Origin of the sequence: Labrys miyagiensis (assembly GCF_030160835.1) — a bacterium.
Classification (GTDB): Bacteria; Pseudomonadota; Alphaproteobacteria; order Rhizobiales; family Labraceae; genus Labrys; species Labrys miyagiensis.
Genome location: NZ_BSPC01000054.1, coordinates 250,639 through 271,849, shown reverse-complemented (window position 1 = coordinate 271,849; position 21,211 = coordinate 250,639). Strand labels below are relative to the sequence as shown.

The 21,211-nt window shown below is 63.7% G+C and carries 26 protein-coding genes and 1 pseudogene; 16 read left to right on the top strand and 11 right to left on the bottom strand.

Translation table 11 applies throughout. From position 1 onward, the window contains the following. Nucleotides 1-89 precede the first annotated feature (89 nt). Entirely contained in the window at nt 90-620 is a 531-nt protein-coding gene (locus tag QQL24_RS24670; RefSeq protein ID WP_284314946.1) for a DUF3455 domain-containing protein, read from the top strand. Nucleotides 621-923: 303 nt separating this feature from the next. On the opposite strand, the gene QQL24_RS24665 is transcribed toward QQL24_RS24670, so the two are convergent. Then, nucleotides 924-1,403, bottom strand: a complete 480-nt coding sequence (locus tag QQL24_RS24665) for a GbsR/MarR family transcriptional regulator (protein ID WP_431310751.1) — start codon at nt 1,401-1,403, stop codon at nt 924-926. A 43-nt stretch (nt 1,404-1,446) separates the two neighbouring features. Between QQL24_RS24665 and QQL24_RS24660 the strand changes: the two genes are divergently transcribed. From QQL24_RS24660 to QQL24_RS24650, 3 genes are all read left to right on the top strand, one after another. Next, entirely contained in the window at nt 1,447-2,022 is a 576-nt protein-coding gene (locus QQL24_RS24660) for a hypothetical protein (protein WP_284314944.1), read from the top strand. A 294-nt stretch (nt 2,023-2,316) separates the two neighbouring features. Continuing rightward, complete coding sequence (locus QQL24_RS24655) at nt 2,317-2,541, top strand: hypothetical protein (protein ID WP_284314943.1); 225 nt, start codon at nt 2,317-2,319, stop codon at nt 2,539-2,541. A gap of 268 nt (nt 2,542-2,809) precedes the next feature. Continuing rightward, nucleotides 2,810-3,070, top strand: a complete 261-nt coding sequence (locus tag QQL24_RS24650) for a hypothetical protein (protein WP_284314942.1) — start codon at nt 2,810-2,812, stop codon at nt 3,068-3,070. An 85-nt stretch (nt 3,071-3,155) separates the two neighbouring features. Here QQL24_RS24650 and QQL24_RS24645 read toward each other — a convergent pair whose 3' ends face one another. Further along, a complete protein-coding gene (locus QQL24_RS24645) occupies nt 3,156-3,395 on the bottom strand; it encodes a hypothetical protein (RefSeq protein ID WP_284314941.1) in 240 nt (79 codons plus the stop codon). A gap of 422 nt (nt 3,396-3,817) precedes the next feature. Here QQL24_RS24645 and QQL24_RS24640 point away from each other — a divergent pair, with 422 nt between their 5' ends. The 4 genes from QQL24_RS24640 to QQL24_RS24625 all read left to right on the top strand — a co-directional run bounded on the left by QQL24_RS24640 (nt 3,818) and on the right by QQL24_RS24625 (nt 5,444). Then, nucleotides 3,818-4,096 carry a hypothetical protein gene (locus tag QQL24_RS24640; RefSeq protein ID WP_284314940.1) on the top strand — a complete coding sequence of 93 codons (279 nt, stop codon included), beginning with the start codon at nt 3,818-3,820 and terminating at the stop codon, nt 4,094-4,096. Between the two features lie 63 nt (nt 4,097-4,159). Then, on the top strand, nt 4,160-4,390 hold the full coding sequence (locus tag QQL24_RS24635; RefSeq protein WP_284314939.1) for a helix-turn-helix domain-containing protein: 231 nt from the start codon (nt 4,160-4,162) through the stop codon (nt 4,388-4,390). A gap of 62 nt (nt 4,391-4,452) precedes the next feature. Next, nucleotides 4,453-4,752, top strand: a complete 300-nt coding sequence (locus QQL24_RS24630; RefSeq protein WP_284314938.1) for a putative quinol monooxygenase — start codon at nt 4,453-4,455, stop codon at nt 4,750-4,752. 119 nt (nt 4,753-4,871) lie between these two features. Next, on the top strand, nt 4,872-5,444 hold the full coding sequence (locus tag QQL24_RS24625; RefSeq protein WP_284314937.1) for a dihydrofolate reductase family protein: 573 nt from the start codon (nt 4,872-4,874) through the stop codon (nt 5,442-5,444). Nucleotides 5,445-5,472: 28 nt separating this feature from the next. Here the strand turns inward: QQL24_RS24625 and QQL24_RS24620 are convergent, their stop codons facing one another. After that, entirely contained in the window at nt 5,473-5,700 is a 228-nt protein-coding gene (locus QQL24_RS24620) for a hypothetical protein (protein WP_284314936.1), read from the bottom strand. Nucleotides 5,701-5,811: 111 nt separating this feature from the next. After that, nucleotides 5,812-6,717, bottom strand: a complete 906-nt coding sequence (locus QQL24_RS24615; protein WP_284314935.1) for a LysR family transcriptional regulator — start codon at nt 6,715-6,717, stop codon at nt 5,812-5,814. A 140-nt stretch (nt 6,718-6,857) separates the two neighbouring features. Here QQL24_RS24615 and QQL24_RS24610 point away from each other — a divergent pair, with 140 nt between their 5' ends. Next, nucleotides 6,858-7,784 (top strand): alpha/beta hydrolase fold domain-containing protein, encoded by a 927-nt coding sequence (locus QQL24_RS24610; RefSeq protein WP_284314934.1) that lies wholly within the window; start codon nt 6,858-6,860, stop codon nt 7,782-7,784. Here the strand turns inward: QQL24_RS24610 and QQL24_RS24605 are convergent. Further along, complete coding sequence (locus QQL24_RS24605; protein WP_284314933.1) at nt 7,762-7,968, bottom strand: hypothetical protein; 207 nt, start codon at nt 7,966-7,968, stop codon at nt 7,762-7,764. The two genes, QQL24_RS24610 and QQL24_RS24605, sit on opposite strands and share 23 nt — an antisense overlap. 168 nt (nt 7,969-8,136) lie before the next feature. On the opposite strand from QQL24_RS24605, the gene QQL24_RS24600 reads away from it, so the two are divergent. The 5 genes from QQL24_RS24600 to QQL24_RS24580 all read left to right on the top strand — a co-directional run bounded on the left by QQL24_RS24600 (nt 8,137) and on the right by QQL24_RS24580 (nt 14,280). Next, nucleotides 8,137-8,262 carry a hypothetical protein gene (locus QQL24_RS24600; RefSeq protein ID WP_284314932.1) on the top strand — a complete coding sequence of 42 codons (126 nt, stop codon included), beginning with the start codon at nt 8,137-8,139 and terminating at the stop codon, nt 8,260-8,262. A 675-nt stretch (nt 8,263-8,937) separates the two neighbouring features. After that, entirely contained in the window at nt 8,938-11,349 is a 2,412-nt protein-coding gene (locus tag QQL24_RS24595; protein WP_284314931.1) for a GcvT family protein, read from the top strand. Then, nucleotides 11,346-12,890 (top strand): trimethylamine methyltransferase family protein, encoded by a 1,545-nt coding sequence (locus QQL24_RS24590; protein WP_284314930.1) that lies wholly within the window; start codon nt 11,346-11,348, stop codon nt 12,888-12,890. Before QQL24_RS24595 ends, QQL24_RS24590 begins: the two co-directional genes overlap by 4 nt. Nucleotides 12,891-13,126: 236 nt before the next feature. Next, nucleotides 13,127-13,723, top strand: a complete 597-nt coding sequence (locus QQL24_RS24585) for a YceI family protein (protein ID WP_284314929.1) — start codon at nt 13,127-13,129, stop codon at nt 13,721-13,723. After that, nucleotides 13,720-14,280 (top strand): cytochrome b, encoded by a 561-nt coding sequence (locus tag QQL24_RS24580; protein ID WP_284314928.1) that lies wholly within the window; start codon nt 13,720-13,722, stop codon nt 14,278-14,280. Before QQL24_RS24585 ends, QQL24_RS24580 begins: the two co-directional genes overlap by 4 nt. A 151-nt stretch (nt 14,281-14,431) precedes the next feature. On the opposite strand, the gene QQL24_RS24575 is transcribed toward QQL24_RS24580, so the two are convergent. Together QQL24_RS24575 and QQL24_RS24570 are read right to left on the bottom strand one after the other, a co-directional pair. Then, nucleotides 14,432-14,611 (bottom strand): hypothetical protein, encoded by a 180-nt coding sequence (locus QQL24_RS24575; RefSeq protein WP_284314927.1) that lies wholly within the window; start codon nt 14,609-14,611, stop codon nt 14,432-14,434. A gap of 153 nt (nt 14,612-14,764) precedes the next feature. Next, on the bottom strand, nt 14,765-15,073 hold the full coding sequence (locus QQL24_RS24570; protein WP_284314926.1) for a ribbon-helix-helix protein, CopG family: 309 nt from the start codon (nt 15,071-15,073) through the stop codon (nt 14,765-14,767). A 130-nt stretch (nt 15,074-15,203) separates the two neighbouring features. On the opposite strand from QQL24_RS24570, the gene nthB reads away from it, so the two are divergent. Both nthB and QQL24_RS24560 read left to right on the top strand, forming a co-directional pair. Further along, the gene (nthB, locus tag QQL24_RS24565; RefSeq protein ID WP_284314925.1) at nt 15,204-15,863 is read left to right on the top strand and encodes a nitrile hydratase subunit beta; all 660 of its coding nucleotides are present in this window, start codon (nt 15,204-15,206) and stop codon (nt 15,861-15,863) included. After that, nucleotides 15,832-16,092, top strand: a pseudogene (locus tag QQL24_RS24560) (nitrile hydratase accessory protein); the annotation flags it as partial. The gene nthB and the pseudogene QQL24_RS24560, both read left to right, overlap by 32 nt. A gap of 145 nt (nt 16,093-16,237) precedes the next feature. Here QQL24_RS24560 and QQL24_RS24555 read toward each other — a convergent pair. From QQL24_RS24555 to QQL24_RS24540, 4 genes are all read right to left on the bottom strand, one after another. Further along, the gene (locus QQL24_RS24555; protein ID WP_284314924.1) at nt 16,238-17,674 is read right to left on the bottom strand and encodes a homospermidine synthase; all 1,437 of its coding nucleotides are present in this window, start codon (nt 17,672-17,674) and stop codon (nt 16,238-16,240) included. A gap of 302 nt (nt 17,675-17,976) precedes the next feature. Continuing rightward, entirely contained in the window at nt 17,977-18,543 is a 567-nt protein-coding gene (locus tag QQL24_RS24550) for a GNAT family N-acetyltransferase (RefSeq protein WP_284314923.1), read from the bottom strand. 190 nt (nt 18,544-18,733) lie between these two features. Further along, the gene (locus tag QQL24_RS24545; protein WP_284314922.1) at nt 18,734-19,864 is read right to left on the bottom strand and encodes a type III PLP-dependent enzyme; all 1,131 of its coding nucleotides are present in this window, start codon (nt 19,862-19,864) and stop codon (nt 18,734-18,736) included. A 723-nt stretch (nt 19,865-20,587) separates the two neighbouring features. Then, entirely contained in the window at nt 20,588-21,136 is a 549-nt protein-coding gene (locus tag QQL24_RS24540; protein WP_284314921.1) for a DUF2239 family protein, read from the bottom strand. Between the last annotated feature and the right edge of the window lie 75 nt (nt 21,137-21,211).

Below are 21,211 nucleotides of genomic sequence, written 5' to 3'. Positions count from 1 at the left end.
TTCCCTGCGATGCTGCCGCGTTTCCGGCGCTCATGCCACGGTATCGTGGCCGCGACATAGATCGGCCCGTGATGGGCCTGGAGATATCGATGACCATACACAAGACCCGCACCCTTGTCGCAGCAGCGCTCCTGCTTGTCGGAGGATCGCAGACCCTGAGAGCGGCGGAGGCGGTGCCGGCCGCCTTGCAGCCGCCGGCCGGCTACACGCTGGCCTTCACCGCCGAGGCCAAGGGCGTACAGATCTATACGAGCACGGCGGAGGCCGGCGCGGCGCCCAAATGGGTTCTCGAAGCCCCCCTTGCGGAACTGGCGGCGCCCAAGACCTCCATCCATCATTATGCCGGCCCTTCCTGGGAGGCAGCGGATGGCAGCAAGGTCGCGCGTGACAAGGATACGCCCGTGGCTGCGGTGCCGGCAAAGCAGGCCAACGCCGACATTCCCTGGCTTCTCGTCAAGGTGACGGCCGATCCTGCCGCGGGTGTGCTGAGCAGGGTCAGCTATGTGCAGCGCATCGCGACGCATGGCGGCGTCGCCCCCGCCACGCCGCCCGTCCGGACCGATACGAAGGTGGGCGTGCCCTACACCGCGACCTATGTGTTCTACGCGAAGGCAAACTGAAGCAGTGTGAGAGCGCGGGCGTTCCGCGCCTTGGTTCTGCTGGCCCCGATTGCGTGCTCGCGCAATCGGGGAGAGAACGAGCCCGTGGGTTACGGCGCAGGCTGTGCCAAAACCCGTCTGCTTACTCCCGCAAAGCATGGCCTCGACGCGCGAGCGCGCCGGCGGAATCAGGCCGCCTTGATCAGTTTGTCCATTTCAAAGGCGTTTGCGGCGTGGGATCGAAAGGACGCCGCGCGAAGCCACCTTAGGGCGTCGAGAGTCGAGTATCGGGGCGACCTTGCGTTCGCCTGCCGAGGCGCTGTCTCAGGCATTTGGGGGGCGCTTCATCTGCTTCCAGCGGCTCAGAGCGTCGTCCATCGCGCTACACATCACTCGATAGAATTCCGCCATCTGCTTCAGCCGCACGCCGGCCTCATTCGATCCGACGACGTCAAAGCCTGCGTCCATCTGGTCGGCCAACGCGTCGAGTAGACGGTTCTGCTGCCTGATCATGGCCTCGTAGTTGTCCGCCACCGCGTAGAGCGCCCGTTTGGTTCCCCTCTCGCGATGCCGGCGGGCGAGCGTGTAGCGTTCCAACAGCCGGGCGGCCACGCTCGCCGTGCTCTTGCTGACGCCGAGGCCCGCGGTGATCTCGTCGAGGCTCGCCGGCTGGTCGCTTAGCAGCAGATAGCCGTAGAGGCGTGCGGCGACAGGTGGCACGCCCCAAGGCAGCAGCAGACCCGCCACGCCCTCGATGAAGTGCAGCTCCGGACCGTCGAGGTGTTTGTTTGACAAATTCGGCATTTACCGAATATACAGTTTATCACGACAAAGGCCAAGCCTGGAGGTGACCCATGCTTCCCTGCCTCGTGTCTGCAATCTTCATCGGTTTGTATCGCCCTGCATCGCCGACAACGGCGAAATCCAAGCCGGAGGATCAGGCGTGACTCAAAAATTTGCCGAGGTGTTGCTGCTGTGCCCCGCCGCGCTGGCCGCCGGATTTATTTTGTTCGTTGCGGACGTCGTTCAAAATACCATAGACGACATGGAGGCTGCTGAGTTCAAGCGGTTCCTCGCGAGCTTGACGGCTCATGCGATAAGGTCACCGGTCGCGATCTTGGCGAGTACGATCACCTTCGTGGGCATGTTTCCGTACTGGTATTTCTACGGATTCAATAATTGGTGGTTCTCAGTCGGGCTGATCCTCTGGGCTATCACCTTATCCATTTCAAAGCAGATGACCCTTCCGATTTATTCGCGCGTTACTGGCAGAAAGTTTCCCGCGTACAAAGCGAGACCCGAAATTGACGCAACGGATGCGGTAGCGCTTGAAAAGGAGCGCCGTAAGCTCCGTCGGGCCAATCTCATTCGAGCAGGGCTCTCTCTTGCGTCGGTCGCGGCAATGGTAATTGGCTTGGCATAGCGCCGGGGCAGGTCCGCTGCGGGTCGGACGCGACGGCAGGCATCTGACCTCGGAGCGGACGTTGAGCTTAATTGATCGTGCCACGCTCAACTGAACGTTTTTGCACAGCCTGGGTGGCAGTACGCTGAGTGTTCCGACAGTGCGAAAGCGCGTTAGGAAGTCTCGAGTCAATTGCCTGTCAGGGTAATCTCGTGCGGTAATTCGCGGCGGCTCCATAAGGGCCAGGACGTATAGCTGCCGAGTGTGCCACACTCGTACCGCTCAATTAAAGCTTAGCCAACAGGGGAGGCACCGATGACCACGACGGTGGGCTGGAAGATCTTCGCCATCAGCGCGGACATGTCGGACGCCCAGCTTTGGGTGGTTGCCAGGCCCGACCTCGAGCAAGCCATTCTTGGGGTCGCGGGCGCGGTAAACAGCGCCAAGCCGGATAGCTACCACTACATTCACAAGCCGACGACGCAGGCGACCCTTGACGATTTGAGTCTGCAGCCTGGTGACATGGTCCAGTGGGCGTGAGGCGTTCAAGCCCTCACAAGGCCGATCCATGCCTGCCGGGTTGCGCGGCCATCCAGCCGGATACACCCTAAGGTCCGCAACCGGCTATGAAAGATACCGATGTTGGAGCAATCATTCATTAAAAGGGTAAGGCAACTCCACCAGCGGAGACCTTGCGTTTTCGCCGCTCTATCTCATCTCGCTATTTGTGGTATCCGTAAAGGGCACTGGTGAGCCGGCAGTGCGCCCCCTAACATTGCTCATCGAAACGCAATGGACGGGGATTGTCGTGTCTGCTGGTACCTTTTACGCCATAGTCCCTTTTGTTCGGGATACTCTCGATGAATTGATTGCCCTGGAGCCGTCTCCCGCGAATACACGCTATTCGGCTCTTCGAGAGGCTTCCTATTCCGTCGGACGAATAGTGGGAGATGCGCCCATCGTCGGTGCTGTCGTCTTCGCGAGGGAAATGGACGATAGCGGCACGTTCGACGACATCGTTGTTGTTGCCCGCTACGGCGAAACATTTGAGAGCCGCAGCTTACGCTAGACATTTAGAGTAAGATGCGTTCAGGTCGAGACGTTATTCTGAATCAATTCGCTGGAAACAGAAGCATTTTGCGATTCTTGGTGGTTCAATCCGACGGAATACCGCTTTCAGCGGGAACCGCGCAAATCATCACGCTTTCTTCCGAGACACCCTCGCTGAGCTTTGCCAGGATGTCATCCGCCGTCAGGTCGGAAATAATAACCCACACCCCGTCCGGCTGAGACTCGGCATCCGGGAACTCGCCGGAGATCGTTGCCGCCAGATGGCTCTCTTCGCCAAACGCAGAGTCGTCGGTGACGGCGTGGCTGACAATATATCTCGACATTGCGCCTACTCCTGAGAGAGATACCATACCCGTGCCGGGAACCTGCAGACAGTCGCCAGGGAATGAAGCTGAGCATTCCAGCTTTACCGTAACACATCGCAGCGGGAAGAGTTTCCTGCCATCCAATATGAATGGAGCGCGATCAGCGGCCGGCATTGGCCTCCGTCATGAGGGAACGACAATCTCGGGCCATCATGCTGGAGCGTGTGTCTGCAAAAAGAAGACCCGCTTTCTGCCAAGGCATGCTAGTTTGCAAGCCGTGGAACCACCATATCCCGGCCGCGTTGAGTGTTGCTATTCTCTAGAGCAAAATGTGTTCAGGTAGGAGCGGATTTTCAGGTTAACGCATTGGCGTCAAAAGCATTTTGCGATTCTTGCTGATTTGATCTGAAGGTAAACCGCTCTAACCGCCAGGGTGTCAAATGGATTTTCGCCGCGAACTCTATCGAAGCTCCAACGGCGACCTCTGGTCTCTTGCCAGAGACCCGGCGGACGGTGCCGCGATGATTGTGCATCAGGCGAACGGTCCATCCGGCGCGGCTGTCTCGTTTATCACCCTGCGCGATTTTCTCGCGTCAGGTGCAAATGGACCCGAACATCAGGCGCTCTTGCGCTTGATCGGATCGTTGGTCACAACTCATACGCCAACCAGTCGCAATGATAATGGGAATTCCCCTGAAATTTCGCCATCAGGCCGCTGAACCGATTCAACTATAAATTGCCATCGAAGTGCAAACAGACGTCTCAACATATAGGGATAACCTATGACCTATTCGCAGTCAGATTACGAAAACGCCCATCTGTCAGAGTTGCCCGCGAACGTTCGGGGAGAGATCTTCAGGCAGATCAGAACGGAGAAGGGATATAGCCTGGAAGATCTGGCTGAAACCTGTGGCCTCACGGCAAGCGAGATTTTGGGCGTGGAAGCAGGTGACATTGCCAATCCCAGCTATGTGACGCGCATAGCGCACGCGCTCGGCCTGGTCGCTCCTTGAGCGCGGGCGCCGGGGCCGAAGCCTTCCGTGCTTCTGGCCGCTGTCATAGGCGATGAGCACTCATGCTTCTGATTGTCGGAACCATCCGCCTGTCGCCCGAGAACCTCGAGGCGGCCCGTCCGGTGATGAAGCGCATGGTGGAAGCCAGCCGCAACGAGGAGGGCTGCATTGAGTATTCCTATGCGCAGGACGTCCTCGATTCCGGGCTCATCCATGTGAAGGAGATCTGGCGCGACCAGGCCATGCTCGATCGCCACTTCGCCTCGGCGCATATCGGCGAGTGGCGCGCCGCCTGGCCGCGGCTCGGCATCAGGGATCGCAGGCTGCGCAGCCATGAGGTGGGGGAGGGGCGCGAGGTCTGAAGCAAGACACGTGGTGCTTTGCGTCAGGGAGCGGATGGCGTCTTATTTCGAGGGGCATGTCGGATCCCCATGCGCCGGCGCGTCCTCGGGGCAAGCCTATGACATGGAGGAACCGGCCGATGCCCCGCAAGATCGTCGTAACCGAATATATCTCGCTCGACGGTGTCATCGAAGATCCCGTCGGCATGGAGAATTCCGGGCTGGGGGACTGGACCGGCCCGTTCGAGCGCGGGCCGGAAGGCGACAAGTTCAAGCATGAGGAGATGCTTGCCGCCGAAGCCGTCCTGCTCGGCCGCGTCACCTATGATGCCTTCGCCGCGGTGTGGCCCAGCGTGAAGGATGAAGCCGGTTTTGCCGATCGCCTCAACAGCATGCCCAAATTCGTGGCGTCCAACACGCTTCGGCGGGCTGAATGGCACAATACGACGATCCTCTCGGGCGACGTTGTCGACGATATTCGCACTCTGAAGGCGCAGCCCGGGGGCGATATTCTCGTCTATGGCAGCACCGCGCTCGTGCATGCCCTCATGCCGCATGGCCTGATCGATGCGTACAACCTGATGGTCTATCCCACCGTGCTGGGGAGGGGTAAGCGCCTCTTCCCGGACGGCTATGCCTCGCAGTTGGCTCTGGCGGAAAGCAAGCCGCTGGGTTCGGGTATCGTCCTGTTGCGCTACGGGGTGGGGCCGTGAGCGGGGAGAGAGAGAGGCGGAGGGCCGCTCAGTCCCGCGCCTCTCGCGGTTCGCGGAACAGCAGCCAGAGAGCCAGGTAAACGCTGGCGATCACCAGCCCGAGGACCCAGTGGTCCGTTCCCATCGCGCCCGCCGCGGCTCCGCCGGCGCCGGCGTGCCGCCATTGGCGTCTGGCTGCAGCCTTGTTGGCGTGGTCGTGGTCCGGGCCGTTGCCGGTCCATTGGCTGGCGGCGATGCCCTGCTCCGGTTCTGCCATGGGGTGATTCTTTGCAGTTGCGGCCCCTTCGCGAGCTCGATGTCCTGCGGCAGATATGGGGAGGTTTAAGCTGTCTACCAGTCTCCTTGTGGTGGACTGGCGCAAGGCCTGTCATTGGAAGGCGAGGTTTTTCTCCCGCCTCAGGGCGTTGGCCAGGAAGTCGACGAACACCCGTGCCCTGGTCGGAAGCCTGCGACCCGCCGTGTGGACGGCGCTGATGGCGAAGCTCCCCGGTTCGAGGTCGCGCAGCACCACGCGCACTGCGCCGGACGCGATTTCGGGGGCAAACAGCCAGGCCGGCACTTGGGCAAGGCCGAGGCCGGCGAGTACGGCGGCGCGCACCTGCTCGGCATCGCCGGTGCGGAAATTCCCTTGGGGATGATGGATGAGTGGCCCGGCCGCTGTCTTGAACTCCCAGGCGCGCGGCTCGCCGCGAAGCGCGAAGATCACGCAGGAATGCCGCTCCAGATCCGTGGGCGAAGCGGGAACGCCGCGCGCTTCGAGATAGGCCGGGGCCGCCACCGTGATGATCGGGGTGGAGGCGAGCCGCAGGGCAATCAGCGAGGAGTCGGCAAAATTGCCGATGCGGATGCCGACATCGATGCCTTCCTCCACCAGGTTGATCATGCGTTCGGAAGCTGAGAGTTCAACGGCGACATCGGGATAGCGTGCGAAAAACTCCGGCAGCCGGGGCGTGATGTAGAGCCGCCCGAACACAGGCGAGGTGCTCACGCGGACCAGGCCCGACGGCGAGAACTGGCCGCGGCCGATGAGGGAAGCTGCGGCATCGTAATCGGCGACGAGGCGCAGCGCTGCCTCGTAGAAGGTCTGTCCGGCTTCGCTCAGGGTCATGCTGCGCGAGGTGCGCCGCAGCAGTTGCGCGCAGAGATGCGCTTCCAGCGCGGCGATCTGTTTGCTGACCGCTGGCTGGCCGATTCCAGCCTCGCGGGCGGCAGCCGCGAAATTGCCGCGCTCGACCACACGCAGGAACAGACGGATCGCATCCAGACGGTCCATGGTTGCTCACCCTCTTCAAAGCTTCCCATCTGGAATGGATCCTATTCCCAACGCCTGTCTTCCGGAAGCATCTGGAATGGATAAATTCGGGCCAGAACTGAGGCGTTGGGCGGTTCCAGCGCCATGCGGAGGCTCAATCGATGCAAAATTCCATCATCTCCCGGCTCGTGGAGACCCGGCACGTCCTGCCGGCGGACGAGCACCAGATCGAACAGGATGTCCTGGCGGCGACGGGGCGGCACATGGCCGGCTTCGCGGGCTCCCTGCGCGAGATCTATGACGCGCTGATTGCGCAGACGCCGATTGCCGAGGGTGTAAGCCTCACCCCCGTAGACCAGGACGGCACCAAGGGCTGGTGGATCCGTCCTTCCGGGGTCCCGGCCGGGCGAGCCATCCTCTTCCTGCATGGCGGGGCCTATATGCTCGGCTCGGCTGCGGCCTATCGCGGCTTCGCCAGCCAGATCGCGGTGCGCGCTGATGTGGCGACCTTCGTCCCCGACTATCCCCTGGCGCCCGAGCAGCCCTTCCCGGCGGCTTTCGACGCCGCCATCGCGGCACGGCGCTGGCTGGGAGGGCAGGGCTTCGCACAGATCGCCATGACAGGCGACTCCGCCGGTGGCGCTCTTGCGCTCGCGGCCCTGCAGGAGACAAGCGAGACCTCACCCCCTGTCGCATCTGTCGTGGTGTTCTCGCCATGGCTGGACCTCGCCTTTACCGGGCCGTCCTTCAACAGCCCGGCGACCCATGATCCGATCTTCCAGCCTCAGGTGCTGACCGGGGCCGCAGCCGCCTATCTCAACGGCGCCGATCCCAGGGATGGCCGCGCCTCGCCGCTTTACGCCATCCCCGCCCGCCTGCCGCCGCTCGCCATCCAGGTGGGCACGGACGAATTGCTGCTCGACGACGCGCTGCGCTATGCCAAGGCGGCGGCCGAGAGGGGCGGCGAGGTGCGCCTCGACATCCATGAGGGGCTCCACCACGTCTTCCAGCGCTCCACCAGCGAACGGCCGAGCGCCCGCCGTGCCCTCGATGCCGCAGCCGGCTTCATCGCGCGCCATTGGGCGTGAGACGGTCGGCCGACAGAGCGGCATCGCGCAGCGCCTCGAACGCGGCGAGACGCTGCGACAGGCCCCGGGCGATGGAAGCATGGGCCGTGCTGCCGAGGGCGAGGAGGTCACACCCTGCCCGGCCTCCTCCACCGACGACGCAAGAATATAAAGAGAACGTATATTGACTTACGTCCGTTCCCATGTTCTCATCTCTCCCGGAACGAAGCGTCAGCAGCCGGCGTATGATCAACTCGGCTCCGAACGCTTCCATCCACCCGATGCCTATCCAGGTGATAGGTGCGCGGCGGTCCTGCTTCCTTCGAAGCCGGCCTCCAGGGGTGACGAGCGGGACAGACGGGATCGGCACCCCATGGAAGTGCCACGCGATCCCTGGACGGAGCGTGACGGGCTTGAGCCCGGCAACGCCTTCGTCCCATCTCCCGCCGATGCGGTGAAGACGGCCTATGCCACTGTCCGGCCAGGACTGCAGCGCTGAGCCCCTTCGCCGAGCCGGCTGGTCAGGTTCGGATGGTCCGTGCCATCCGCTCCCGGCTCGCCTCCGCCTTCATAAGGCGGAAAAAAACAGGTGGCCTTGCGCGCCTTGTCAGCGGGCCGGGCAGCCGGAACGGGGCGATGGCGGCCTGCACCGACAGTGCGGCCTGCATCTTCCATGATCTTGCCTTCACGGCTGCCTCGCAGCCGCCATCGCCCGGTCTCCTCATCAACCCAGCCGGAAAGGGCGTGGGAACGAGAGCGTTTGCGCATTGTGGTGAGAGGGCGGCGGAGGCGAGAGAGTCGGGCGCTTGGGGATCGTCAAGAAATCAGTGACTCGGCAAGCCGGTGTTCAGAGAGCAGGAGCGGCGCGCAAGCGTCACGCTTGAAGCACTTATTTTTTAACGATCCTGGCTGTGAAAGCGTGGCCTCGCGGTGAGGCTCCGCGCTGAGATGAGCACAGCACCCGGGGGCAGGGCAGCTTTGGCAAACATGGCCGTTTGGAATCATTCGTTTACCTTTCCCCATTCTGTTTTCCAAAATCCCCTTTTGTGCCCAAATTCCTTCTCGTTGATCCCTCTCCCCGTTTGTTTGGTCAACAAACCGTTGCGCGCATCATCGTCGCGAAGCGGTGAATCATCGTGTATCAGGGCTGATTGCTTGAGAAGGGTTCCTGATAATGAAGACCGAGGTTCGTGCCGTCGTGATTGGCGGGGGTGTCGTGGGATGCTCCATTCTCTACCATCTTGCCAAGATCGGCTGGAGCGACGTGGTGCTTCTCGACAAGAACCAGCTCACCTCCGGCTCCACCTGGCATGCGGCCGGGGGCATGCATACCTTCAACGGCGACGCCAACGTCTCCAAGCTGCAGAAATATACCATCGACCTCTATCGCGAGCTGGAGGAGCTCACCGGCCAGTCCTGCGGCATCCACCACAATGGCGGGCTTATGCTGGCGGCAAACGAGGGCGAGATGGATTATCTGCGCCTCGTCGCCAGCCGCGCGCGCTATCTGAGCATGGAGACCGAGATCATCCCGGTGGCCGAGGCCAAGCGCCGCAATGTGCTGATCGAGGAGAAATATTTCACCGGCGCGCTCTGGCGCTCGGATGGCGGCCATGTCGATCCCTGGGGTACCACCCATGCCTATGCCGCCGCCGCGCGCAAGCTCGGGGCCGAGGTCTACCAGTACACCAAGGTTACCGGCCTCTCGCAGCGCCCCGACGGCTCCTGGGACGTTTCCACCGACAAGGGCTCCATCCACGCCGAGCATGTGGTGAATGCCGGCGGGCTATGGGCGCGCGAGGTCGGCCGCATGGTCGGCATCGAGCTGCCGGTGCTGGCCATGGAGCACCATTACATCGTCACCGATGCCATTCCTGAGCTGGAAGGGCTGGAGCGCGAGATCATCAACACCACCGACTTCTCGGGCGAGATCTATGTGCGCCAGGAAGGCAAGGGCGCGCTGCTCGGCACCTATGAGCATAATTGCACGCCCTGGTCGGTCGACCATACGCCCGACGATTTCCACACCCAGCTGCTGCCCGACAATTTCGACCGCATCGCGCCGGAGCTGGAAGTCGGCTTCGAGCATTTCCCCGCCGTCGGCCGCGCCGGCATCAAGAAGTCGATCAACGGCCCTTTCACCTTCGCCCCCGATGGCAATCCGCTGGTCGGTCCGGTGAAGGGCCTGCCGAATTTCTGGGTGGCCTGCGCCGTGATGGCCGGCTTCAGCCAGGGCGGCGGCATCGGCCTCACGCTGTCGCGTTGGATGGCGGAGGGGGACCCGGGCGCCGATATCATGGCGATGGACGTCGCCCGCTTCGGCATCTTCGCCACGCCGCGCTACACCAAGGCCAAGGTGATCGAGAACTATCGCCGCCGCTTCCGCCTCGCCTTTCCGAATGAGGAGCTGCCGGATGCCCGTCCGCTGCGCCGCACGCCGATCTATGGCCGCCTGGAAAAGGCCGGCGCTGTCTTCGGCGCCAATTTCGGCCTGGAGCACGCGCTTTGGTTCGCGCCCGAGGGCGTCGAGCTCACCGAAAACCCGACCTATCGCCGCTCCAACGCTTTCCCTCATGTGAAGGCCGAATGCCTGGCGGTGCGCGAGGCCGTGGGCATCTACGAGACCTCGAATTACGGCAAATACGAGATCGAGGGCAAGGGCGCCCGTGCCTGGCTCGACAAGCTGCTGGCCTGCAAGCTGCCCAAGCCCGGCCGCATGGCGATCGCGCCGATGCTGAACAAGGAAGGCCGCATCGTCGGCGATCTCTCCGTTGCCTGCCTCGATCGGGACCGCTACCTGCTGATCGGTTCGGGGTTCGCCGAGGCCTTCCACATGCGCTGGTTCTGGCTGCAGAATCCGCCCGCCGACGTGCATGTGCGCTCGGCCGCTTCGACGCTCACCGGCTTCTCGGTGGCCGGCCCCAATGCCCGCACGCTGATGCAGCGCCTGGTGCGCGAGGATCTCTCGCCTGACGCCTTCAAGCTCTTCGCGGTGAAGGAGACGGCCGTCGGCCTATCGCCAGTGATCTTCTCGCGCGCCGGCTTCACGGGCGAGCTCGGCTACGAGATGTGGACGACGCCGGACTTCCAGGCAACGCTCTATGACGAGATCTTCGAGGCGGGTAGGGATCTCGGCCTCAAGCATTTCGGCGGCCGCGCGCTCTCTTCGCTCCGCCTCGAAAAGGCCTATGGCTCTTTCAACAAGGATTTCCGGCCCGATTACACGCCGGCCGAGACCGGGCTCGACCTCTTCGTCGACTTCAAGAAGGAAGGCTTCACCGGCCGCGACGCCGTTTTGGCCGAGCGCGAGAAGGGGCCGAAGAAGCGCTTCGCCGTACTGGAGGTCGACACCGACACCGAGGTGATCGGCTATGAGCCGATCCTCAAGCGTGGCGAGGTGGTGGGTCACGTCACCTCCGGCGGCTACGGCCATTATGTCAGCAAGTCCCTCGCCATCGGCTATGTGAAGGCCGAGCATTACGAGGACGGCGGCGAATTCGCCATCGACATCTTCGGGGAGGACCGCCCTGCTATCTTGCGCAAGGCGCCGCTGCACGACCCGAACGGCGGAAGGTTGCGCGGATGAGCCGGGAAAACGCAGGAGCCGAACATACCGGGCGGGGAGGGCGTCGTGAGCGCGGCACCCGCAACACGGGCGCCTCGACGCCGCCGATGCCGCGGTTGAGCAACCGCTTCGCGCCCGTCGACATCCTCTCGTCCGAGCAGGTGGAGCGCATCGTCGACGCCGCTTTCACGCTGCTCGAGACGGATGGCATGAAGATCATCAGCCGCCGGGCGCGCGACCTCTATCGGGCGCATGGGGCTCTGGTTGACGACGAGACGCAGATGGTGCGCCTTGGTCGCGACATCGTCGAGGCCAGCCTGAAGACGGCGCCCTCGAGCTTCGTGCTGCATGCGCGCAATCCTGAGCGCGATCTCCATATCGGGGGCAATGTCGTCAATTTCGGTCCGGTCAATGGCGCGCCCAATATTCGCGACCTCGAACGCGGCCGGCGCTATGGCGACCTCGAAGCCTTCCGCGATGTGCTGAAGATCACCAACGGCCTGGGCCTGCTGCACTGGCAGGGCGGCGTGGTGGTGGAACCGGTCGACATCGCCGTGCCCGTCCGCCACCTGGAAATGTATCGCGCCCATATCGAACTCTCGGACCTCGTCTGGGCGGCGCGCGGCGTCGGTGGCGTGCAGGCGCGCGACGCGCTGGCGCTCTCGGCCATCGAGCATGGCACCACGATCGAGGCGCTGGCCGAGCGGCCAACGCTGATGACGGTTACCAATGTCAACTCGCCGCGCGTGGTCGACGAAGAGATCATGGACTCCATCATGATCATGGCCGAGCACGGCCAATGCGTGGTGATCACCCCGTTCACCCTGATGGGCGCCATGGCCCCGGTGACGCTGGCCGGCGCGCTGGTGCAGCAGACGGCCGAAGCCCTGAGCATCATCGCGCTCTGCCAGATGCTGCGGCCCGGCGCGCCCTGCGTGATGGGCGGCTTCACCTCCAATGTCGACATGAAGACGGGTTCGCCCGCCTTCGGCACGCCCGAATATGTCAATGCCTGCCTTGCCACCGCGCAGCTCGGCCGGCGTCTTGGCCTGCCCGTGCGCACCAGCGCCGTCAACGCCAGCCCGGCCCCGGACGCGCAGGCGACCTGGGAGACCAGCTTCTCGCTCTGGGCGGCCATCATGAGCCACAGCCACCTGATCAACCACGCCGCCGGCTGGTTGGAGGGGGGCCTGTCGGCGAGCCTCGAAAAGATCGTCATCGACGCCGAGCTGCTGCGCGGCTGGGCCGAGATCCTCAAACCCGTGGAGTTCGGGGACGACGAGATCGCCCTCGACGCGATCCGGGGCGTCGCTCCTGGCGGCCATTTCTTCGGTTCGCCCCACACGCTGGCCCGCTATGAGAATGCCTTCTACCGCCCAGTGCTCTCCGACTGGTCGAATTACGAAAACTGGCGCGACGCGGGTGAGCGCACGGCGACAGACCGCGCGCTGGACGTGTGGAAGAAGACCCGGGATGCCTATGTGCCGCCGCCGCTCGACCAGGCGGTGAAGGAGGCGATGGATGCGTATATCGCGAAGCGCAAGGAGGAGATCGGAGGGTAGGGCGGAGGATATGTCGATTTTTTGAGTGAATATCGACATATCAGCACACCGGCAAGCGTCGACCTCCCTCACATCCCATCGCCACATCGTGATACCGCCTGGCCGTGATTTGACTCCGTTCTCCTCGTTTTCCCCCCAATTCGCCCTCAAACGAATATTCGAAGCCCTCGCGTGTTCTTTTTGCGAACCCGCTTTCGCGAGCATTGTTGTATCATTTGGTATTGGAGGTTTCCGCCATGATCGGTCGGAACGCTTTTTCGGGCGTGCGCCTGTTCGCCGCCACTCTTTCAGTGATGGCCCTGCTTGGCACCGCGCATGCCGACTCGGCGGAGGCGCGCAACTGGCGCATCAATCCCGCGCGCACTTCGGTGGGCTTCGTGGTCGACGGCATCGGCTGGCCGCGCACCAAGGGCCAGTTCCATGATTTCGACGGCAAGATCTCGATCAATTTCGACAACCCGGCCGCCAGCCACGTCTCGTTCAAGGTGGCGGCGAAGTCGGTGGATGTCGGCTCGCCCTCCTTCAACGACTACCTGCGCACCGACGCCTTCTTCGACGCCAGCCAATATCCCACCATCTCCTTCTCCTCGACCAAGGTCGAGAAGGTCGACAGCAGCCATGCCAAGGTCACCGGTGATCTCACCATCCGCGGCGTCACCCGTCCCCTGACCATCGATGTCGCTCTCGACAGGCCTGCCGACAATTCGCGTTCGCAGATCGGCTTCCGCGCCACCGGCGTGATCAAGCGCCTCGCCTTCAACATGAGCGCGGGCTTCCCGGCGATCAGCAATGACGTCGACCTGATCGTCACCACCGAGGCACAGGCGCAATGATCACCGCCGCCACCCCGCGCCGCCGCTGGAGCGGCGTGGGCCAGGTGCTGCACTGGACATGCGCCGGCCTGATCCTGTTCATGCTGGGGCTCGGCCTCTACATGGTGGAATGGGTCGACGACCCCGCGCAGAAATTCGACCTCTACCAGCTGCACAAGACCACCGGCGCCTTCGTCTTCCTCCTGATGGCGATCCGCGCGCTCTGGCGCCTGTTCACGGCGGCGCCGGCCTTGCCGCAGACCATGCCGCGGCACGAGCAGCTGATCAGCAAGGGCGTGCATCTCCTGCTCTACGGCCTGATCTTCGGCGTGCTGATCGCCGGCTACGTCTATGTCTCGGCCTCCACGCTGCCGCTGCCGATCGAGCTGCCGGGCGGCTACCACGTGCCGAACCTGGTGGCGCCAGATTACGAATTGTCGGAGAGCGCGAAGGTGGTGCACCATCGCCTCGCTTTTGTGCTGATGGCGCTGGTGGGGCTGCATATCCTGGCGGCGCTGAAGCACCGGCTCTGGGACCGCGACGAGGTGCTGCAGAGCATGCTGCCGGGGCGGGGGTAGGGCACGGGAAACGCTACCGATTCCCGGGACCGCAGGCGTCTCGCCTGCTCTTGGAAACGTCGGTGGCTCAAGATGCAGGCGAGACGCCTGCGGTCCCAGGAGCGTATCGTGCGGTCCGCTTCCCTTACCTGCCTTGCCTACCCCAGCCTCGTCATTCCGTGCCCTGTTCAGTCGCGCTGACCTCGGTGCTCGGTATCTCCAGGGAATCATAGTCGAGCGGACGGCGGCGCGCCTGGTAGACACGCGGGATGTAGAGCACATTCCCGCGCACCAGATAGGGTATGATGAAGCCGTAGCGTGGTTCTATCACTTCGCGGATAGGCTCGCGCACCGTCTTGCGCCCGACCAGCGGATTTGTCTTGGACGAGGCGGATTCGAGCCGTGATCGCCTTGGTTACATTGGCGAGGCCGACCCGGCTCAGCGGCTCGAGCCAGATCCTCAATTCGTCGAGGTCGCGTCTTGCGGCCCCGCTGAAGATCAGTTTCATGCGCCGATCTTGCCGGATCCGGAAGCGGGGAAAATATCTGGCTTGGGCGAAGGAAGTTCGTTCTCACTTCCCCAGGATTCCAGCCAGGCGAAAATCTGTTCGGCAGAATGGGCAGGCTCAGTGTCGAGACCTGCGACGATCTCATCGAGGCTGCGGATATAATCGGCCTGGTCCCGCATATAGGACGAGACGGCTTCGCCAATGATGGTCGATCGGCTGCGGTTGGTCTGCCGGGCAAGCTCGTCCACCTGCTGTCTCACCCGTTCCGGCAGCTTCACCGAGACCTCTTCCATCTTGCTCGCCATGGGGTCCACTCTCAAGCAATGCCATGAATCATAATGTAGTTGTTCCCCGGGCAGAGGCAAGCTTGATCATCTCAACGAAAGATGGCTCAACTGTCGGTGTTGAACAGTCCCATCCCTTCCGGAGCTTCCCATGAACGGTGCGCAGGATCTCGGCGGCATGATGGGCTTCGGGCCTGTTGCGCCGGAGAAGGACGAGCCCTTCTTCCACGCGCCCTGGGAGAAGCGGGCGATGGCGGTGACCCTGGCGATGGGCGCCACCGGCTCCTGGCCGCTCGATGCCGTGCGCCATGCCCGCGAGAGCCTGCCGCCGGCCGAGTATCTATCCTCCTCCTATTACGAGATCTGGATCAAGGGGCTGACAGAGCAGTTGCTGGCCAAGGGCCTGGCCAGCGAGGCCGAACTCGCCGAGGGCAGGGCGATCGAGCCGGGCAAGCCCGTCAGGCGCGTGATCAAGGCGGCCGAGGTGCCGGCGGCGCTGCTCACGGGCACGCGCTGCGACCGGCCGGTGACGCAGCCGGCGCGTTTTACAGCCGGGGACCGCATCAGGGCGCGCAATGAGCACAAGCTGACCCATACCCGCCTGCCGCGCTATGCCCGCGGCCATGTCGGCACCATCGTCGAGGCCCACACGATGTTCGTGCTGCCCGACTCAAATGCCAATGGCGAGGGGGAAAACCCTGAATGGCTCTATACCGTGCGCTTTGCCGGCAGCGAGCTCTGGGGCTGTGAGGCCGATCCCACCCTTACCGTGATGCTCGATCTGTGGGAGAGTTATCTTGACCCCGCTTGAGGCCATTCCCTCCATCCCGCGTGACCGCGGCGAGCCCGTCTTCCGCGAGCCCTGGGAGGCGCGCGCCTTCGCCATGGCCGTTTCGCTTCATGAAAAAGGCGTGTTCACCTGGCCTGAATGGGCACAGGCGCTCGCTAGGGAAATCGCGGTGGCGCCCGCCGATGACGGCTCGCATTATTACGAGCACTGGCTGTCGGCCCTCGAGAACCTGGTCGAGCGCAAAGGGCTGACATAGTCCCGGGTGCGCGGACGTCTCGTCCGCTCCTTGGAAAGGGTGAATTGAAAGAAGAGGGCGCGAACCGTGACGGTCGCGCCCTCTTTCGTAACATGGTCGTTCAAGAGGCGGACGAGACGTCCGCGCACCCGGGAGGAACCTATCGCACCAATATATTCCGGAACTGCCAGGGATCCGACGTATCGATATCCTCGGGGAAGAAGCCCGGGCGGCTGTCGAGCGGGGTCCAGTCAGTGTAATAACCCTTCACCGGACCGAGATAGGGCCGCTGCACTTCGAGGCAGCGATGGAAATCCATCTCGTCGGCCTCGACGATGCCGGCAGCCGGATTTTCCAGCGCCCAGACCATGCCGGCGAGCACGGCGGAGGTCACCTGCATACCGGTGGCGTTCTGGTAGGGCGCGAGCTTGCGCGTCTCCTCGACGGTGAGCTGCGAGCCGAACCAGTAGGCGTTCTTGGCATGGCCGTAGAGCAGCACGCCGAGTTCGTCGGCGCCGTCGACGATCTCGTTTTCGTCCAGGATGACGAATTTGTCCTGCGCCTTGCCGGCGGCGCCGAACATTTCGTGCAGGGAGAGCACGGCATCGTTGGCCGGGTGATAGGCGTAGTGGCAGGTCGGCCGGTAGACAGCCTTGTCGCCCTCGTGCACCGTTAGATAATCGGCGATGGAGATCGCCTCGTTGTGGGTGACGAGGAAGCCATATTGCGGGCCGGGCGTCGGGCACCAGGTCCGCACCCGCGTGTTGGCGCCGGGCTGGAGCAGATAGATCGCCGCACCGCAGCCTTCCTTATGGGTGCGACCGGTCTCGGGCATCCAGGTCTCATGCGTGCCCCAGCCGAGCTCGGCCGGCTGCAGGCCTTCGGAGATGAAGCCCTCCACCGACCAAGTGTTGACGAAGACGTCGCGGGGCTTGGGATGCTTGGCGCGCTGGGTGTCGCGCTCGGCGATATGGATGCCCTTGACGCCGACAGCCTGCGCCAGCGCGGCCCATTCCTCGCGGTTCTTGGGATCGGGCGTGCCGTGGCCGGTTTCCTTCGCAACGTCGAGCAGCGCCTGCTTGACGAACCAGGACACCATGCCGGGATTGGCGCCGCAGCAGGACACGGCCGTGGGGCCGCCGGGATTGCGGTGCTTGGCGGCGAGCATGCTCTCGCGCAGGGCATAGTTGGTGCGCGCCTCCGGGCCGGCATTCTTGTCGAAATAGAAGCCGAGCCAGGGCTCGACCACCGTGTCGATATAGAGCGAGCCGAGGCTGCGGCAGAACTCCATGATGTCGACGGAGGAGGTGTCGACCGACAGATTCACGCAGAAGCCCTGGCCGCCGCCCTTGGTCAGCAGCGGCTCGAGCAGGCTCTTGTAATTGTCCCTGGTTACCGCCTCCTGGATGAAGCGGATGCCGCGTTCCTCGATGAGCTTGCGGTCGGCGGGCAGGGGGTGCGGATCGATGATGACGAGGCGGCTCTTGTCATAGGTGAAATGGCGTTCGATCAGCGGCAGCACGCCGCGCCCGATCGAGCCAAAGCCGATCATCACAATGGGACCGGAAATCTTACCGTAGACTGGCCACTCAGCCATGATACCTCCAAAATGCTTGAACCCAAGCGTTTAGGGCGCGCCGGGGCTAGCTGCAAGTTTTTGTCGAGAGAGTGTGAAGGGGGGATGACGGCTGGGAGCGCGGACGTCTTCCTGGGACCGCAGGCTTCCAGCCTGCCTCTTCTGCCCAGAGCGCAGGCCGACATCGGTGTGCCGGTCTTCAGACCGGCATGCCCTCGACACGGGTGGCAAGATGCCGGTCTGAAGACCGGCACACCGAACTTGCGCCTTCCTCGGCTCTGGTATCCTATTCAAGAGCAGGCAGGGACGTCCGCGCTCCCAGGTTAAGCCGCGAACTTCCAGCCCGTATCGTTCGCGGCCTTCGCGACCAGCGCCGCGAAGTCCGGCGTGGCGACCTTCTCGCCCGTCGCGTTCACCAGGCCGCTGGCGCCGACCAGGCCGTCGGGCACCAGCTCCAGGCCGAGGAAGCGGTTGCGCTCCACGGGGCCGGGCAGCCAGAGGCGCTCGGTGAGGTCGGTCGAGAAGCCGAAGCGGCTGTAATAGGGTGCATCGCCCACCAGCAGGATGGCCTTGTGGCCGTGATGCTGGGCATGGCCGATGGCGTGCCACATCATGCGCGCGCCGAGGCCCTCGCTGCGGCGCTCGCCGTCGATGGCGAGCGGGCCGAGCAGCAGCGCCGCGCGGCCGGGGCCGGCCGAGATGTTCCACAGACGCAGCGTGCCGATCAGCTTGCCATCGTCGAGAGCCGAGAAGGCCAGGCCCTTGGCGGGCAGGCGGCCTTCGCGCAGGCGCTCCGAGGTCTTGGCGAAGCGGGACGGCCCGAAAGCGGCATCGAGCAGCTTCTCGCGGGCATCGAAATGGGACAGGGCTTCCTGGACAATACGGACCATGGCCGTGGCTCCTTAGAGGCTAGAGCGACAGCCCTCGCACCGACAAAGCGGCCGTACGGGATGATGGGTGGGAGGTCATCCCGTGCGCGGTGCATCATGCAATGGTGCGCCGCAGACACGGGATCGTGAGACGACAAAGGCTTGCTGGAGGACGGTCCCGGATAGCGCTGCGCGCTTCCGGGATGACGCCTCAGATCACCACCGAGGCAAGCGGCGGGAAGCCGTTGAAGCCCACCGTGGAGTAGGTGGTGGTGTAGGCCCCACAGGCCTCGAACAGCACCTTGTCGCCGATCGACAGGCTCACGGGAAGATCATAGGGGGTCTTCTCGTAGAGCACGTCGACGCTGTCGCAGGTCGGTCCGGCCAGGACGCAGGGCGCCTTGACGTCACCGTCCCGCTCGGTGCGGATCGGGTAGCGGATGGCTTCGTCCATGGTCTCGGCGAGGCCGTGGAACTTGCCGATGTCGAGATAGACCCAGCGGATTTCATCGTCCGCCGCCTTCTTCGACACCAGCACCACCTCGGCCTCGATCATGCCGGCATCGCCGACCATGCCGCGGCCCGGCTCGATGATGGTCTCCGGCAGCTGGTTACCGAAATGGCGGCGGAGCGCGCCGAAGATCGCATCGCCATAGGCCGGTACACCCGGCATGGCACGCAGATATTTGGCCGGGAAGCCACCGCCCATATTGACCATCGACAGCGTGATGCCACGCTCGGCCAGCTCGCGGAAGATACCCGCGGCGGTCGACAGCGCGCTGTCCCAGGCCTGGACGTTGCCCTGCTGCGAGCCGACATGGAACGATACGCCATAGGCCGTCAGGCCGAGCGACTGGGCACGCTCCAGCACCTCCGGCGCCATTGCGGGCACGCAGCCGAACTTCTTCGACAGCGGCCACTCGGCGCCGGCGCCGTCGCACAGGATGCGGCAGAACACGCGCGAGCCGGGAGCAACGCGGGCGATCTTCTCCACTTCGGCTTCGCAGTCCACCGCGAAGAGGCGCACGCCGAGCTCGAAGGCACGGGCGATGTCGCGCTCCTTCTTGATGGTGTTGCCGAAGGAGACGCGGTCGGCCTCTGCGCCGGTGGCGAGCGCCTGCTCGATCTCGACCACGGAAGCGCAGTCGAAATTCGAGCCGAGCTCGGCCAGGAGATTGAGGATCTCCGGCGCCGGGTTGGCCTTGACGGCATAGAACACGCGGGTGTCCGGCAGCGCATGAGCGAACGCTTGATAGTTCCGCTCAACCACGTCGAGATCGACGACGAGGCGGGGGCCTTCGGCAGGGTTGGCGCGCAGGTAGTCGCGGATGCGGTCGGTCATGGTGGGTTCCCCCAATCCTGGAAATGGCACGGATCGGAGCGCCGTCATCGTCGCCGCGGGGTGGAAACGCGGGCAGACCATGAAGACGCGCCGCCCACCGCCGGTCAGGCACAAGCCTCACCGCGACGGGATGCATAACGCCACGCAACGGAGCAAACCGCTGCATGGTTGGAGCTGCCTTGGATTGGATCGGGAAACCCGGTCCGCACGCCTGGCAAAGAGAAACAAGCCTCTTCAGTCGCTGGATCTGGACACCAGCCGAGACCAAAAAAGCCCGCTTCGTCGTTGCTTCAAGCTGCGTCCCCCGCGGAGTACGGGGTTCACCGGTCGCCTCCGGCTGCCGATCGTTGTTCGGGATTCGATGGTTTCGGCACCTTGGTGCTTGACCACCTCAAGGGATCACTGCCGCGATCCCTAGTCCATCCCTGGCGACCGTCCAGCCTCTTGTCTGGATGTCCACCGACCGGCACGCGGCCACAGGCACGTGCGAAATTGGGCAAGCCGGGAAATAGGGATTCCGGACGTCACATGCAAGAAAAAATTTGAGGTGAAACCCAAAAAAATCCGTGACGCGGAGGAATTGAAATTTGCTTGGCCGGAGAAGGGGTTGCTGGGAGCGCGGACATCCCCGTCCGCTCTTCCGATCTTCCGGAACACATCGTTTCCAAGAGCGGATCGTCCGACACTCTTTTGAGTGTCGTAGGGACGTCCGCGCTCCCAGCGTCAAAACCCCGCCTCCGCCAGTCCATGGACATGCTCGCGCACATCCTGCGGCCAGGATTCGATCAGGGTGCCGAACTTTTCCCGGTCCCCTGCGAACAGGGCGCGAATCGCTTCCTCGTAGTGGGGAGCGTCACCAGCCATGGCGCTCATGAAGCGGTAGGCGGCTTCGCGCGCATCACGAATGCGATCCTTCTCCTCCGAGGCGTGACGGGCTTCGTCCACCAGCTTGCGCAGCGCCACGGAGGCGCCGCCCGGCTGAGCCGCAAGCCAGTCCCAGTGACGCGGCAGCAGCGTGACCTCTCGGGCGACGACGCCGAGCTTGGGGCGGCCGGGACCGCGCGGAGGATCGATGGCGATGTAGCGCGCCCGGATCTCGGCCGGCGTGCCGCGCAGGTCGAGATCGACCGGGCGGCTGCTGTCCCGCTCGAACACGAAGATGGAGGCGGCCTCGCCGCTATCCTGCGCCTGCCGGATGGCGACGGCGACATTGGCGGTATCTCCCTCGGCCAGGCGACGCGGGCCGGCAAAGGCGATGAGGGTGTGTGTCATGGTCTCTATCCTGTGGTGATGCACGGGATATATCCGGGTAAAATCGGGAAGTCAATATTACCCGGATTAAATAGG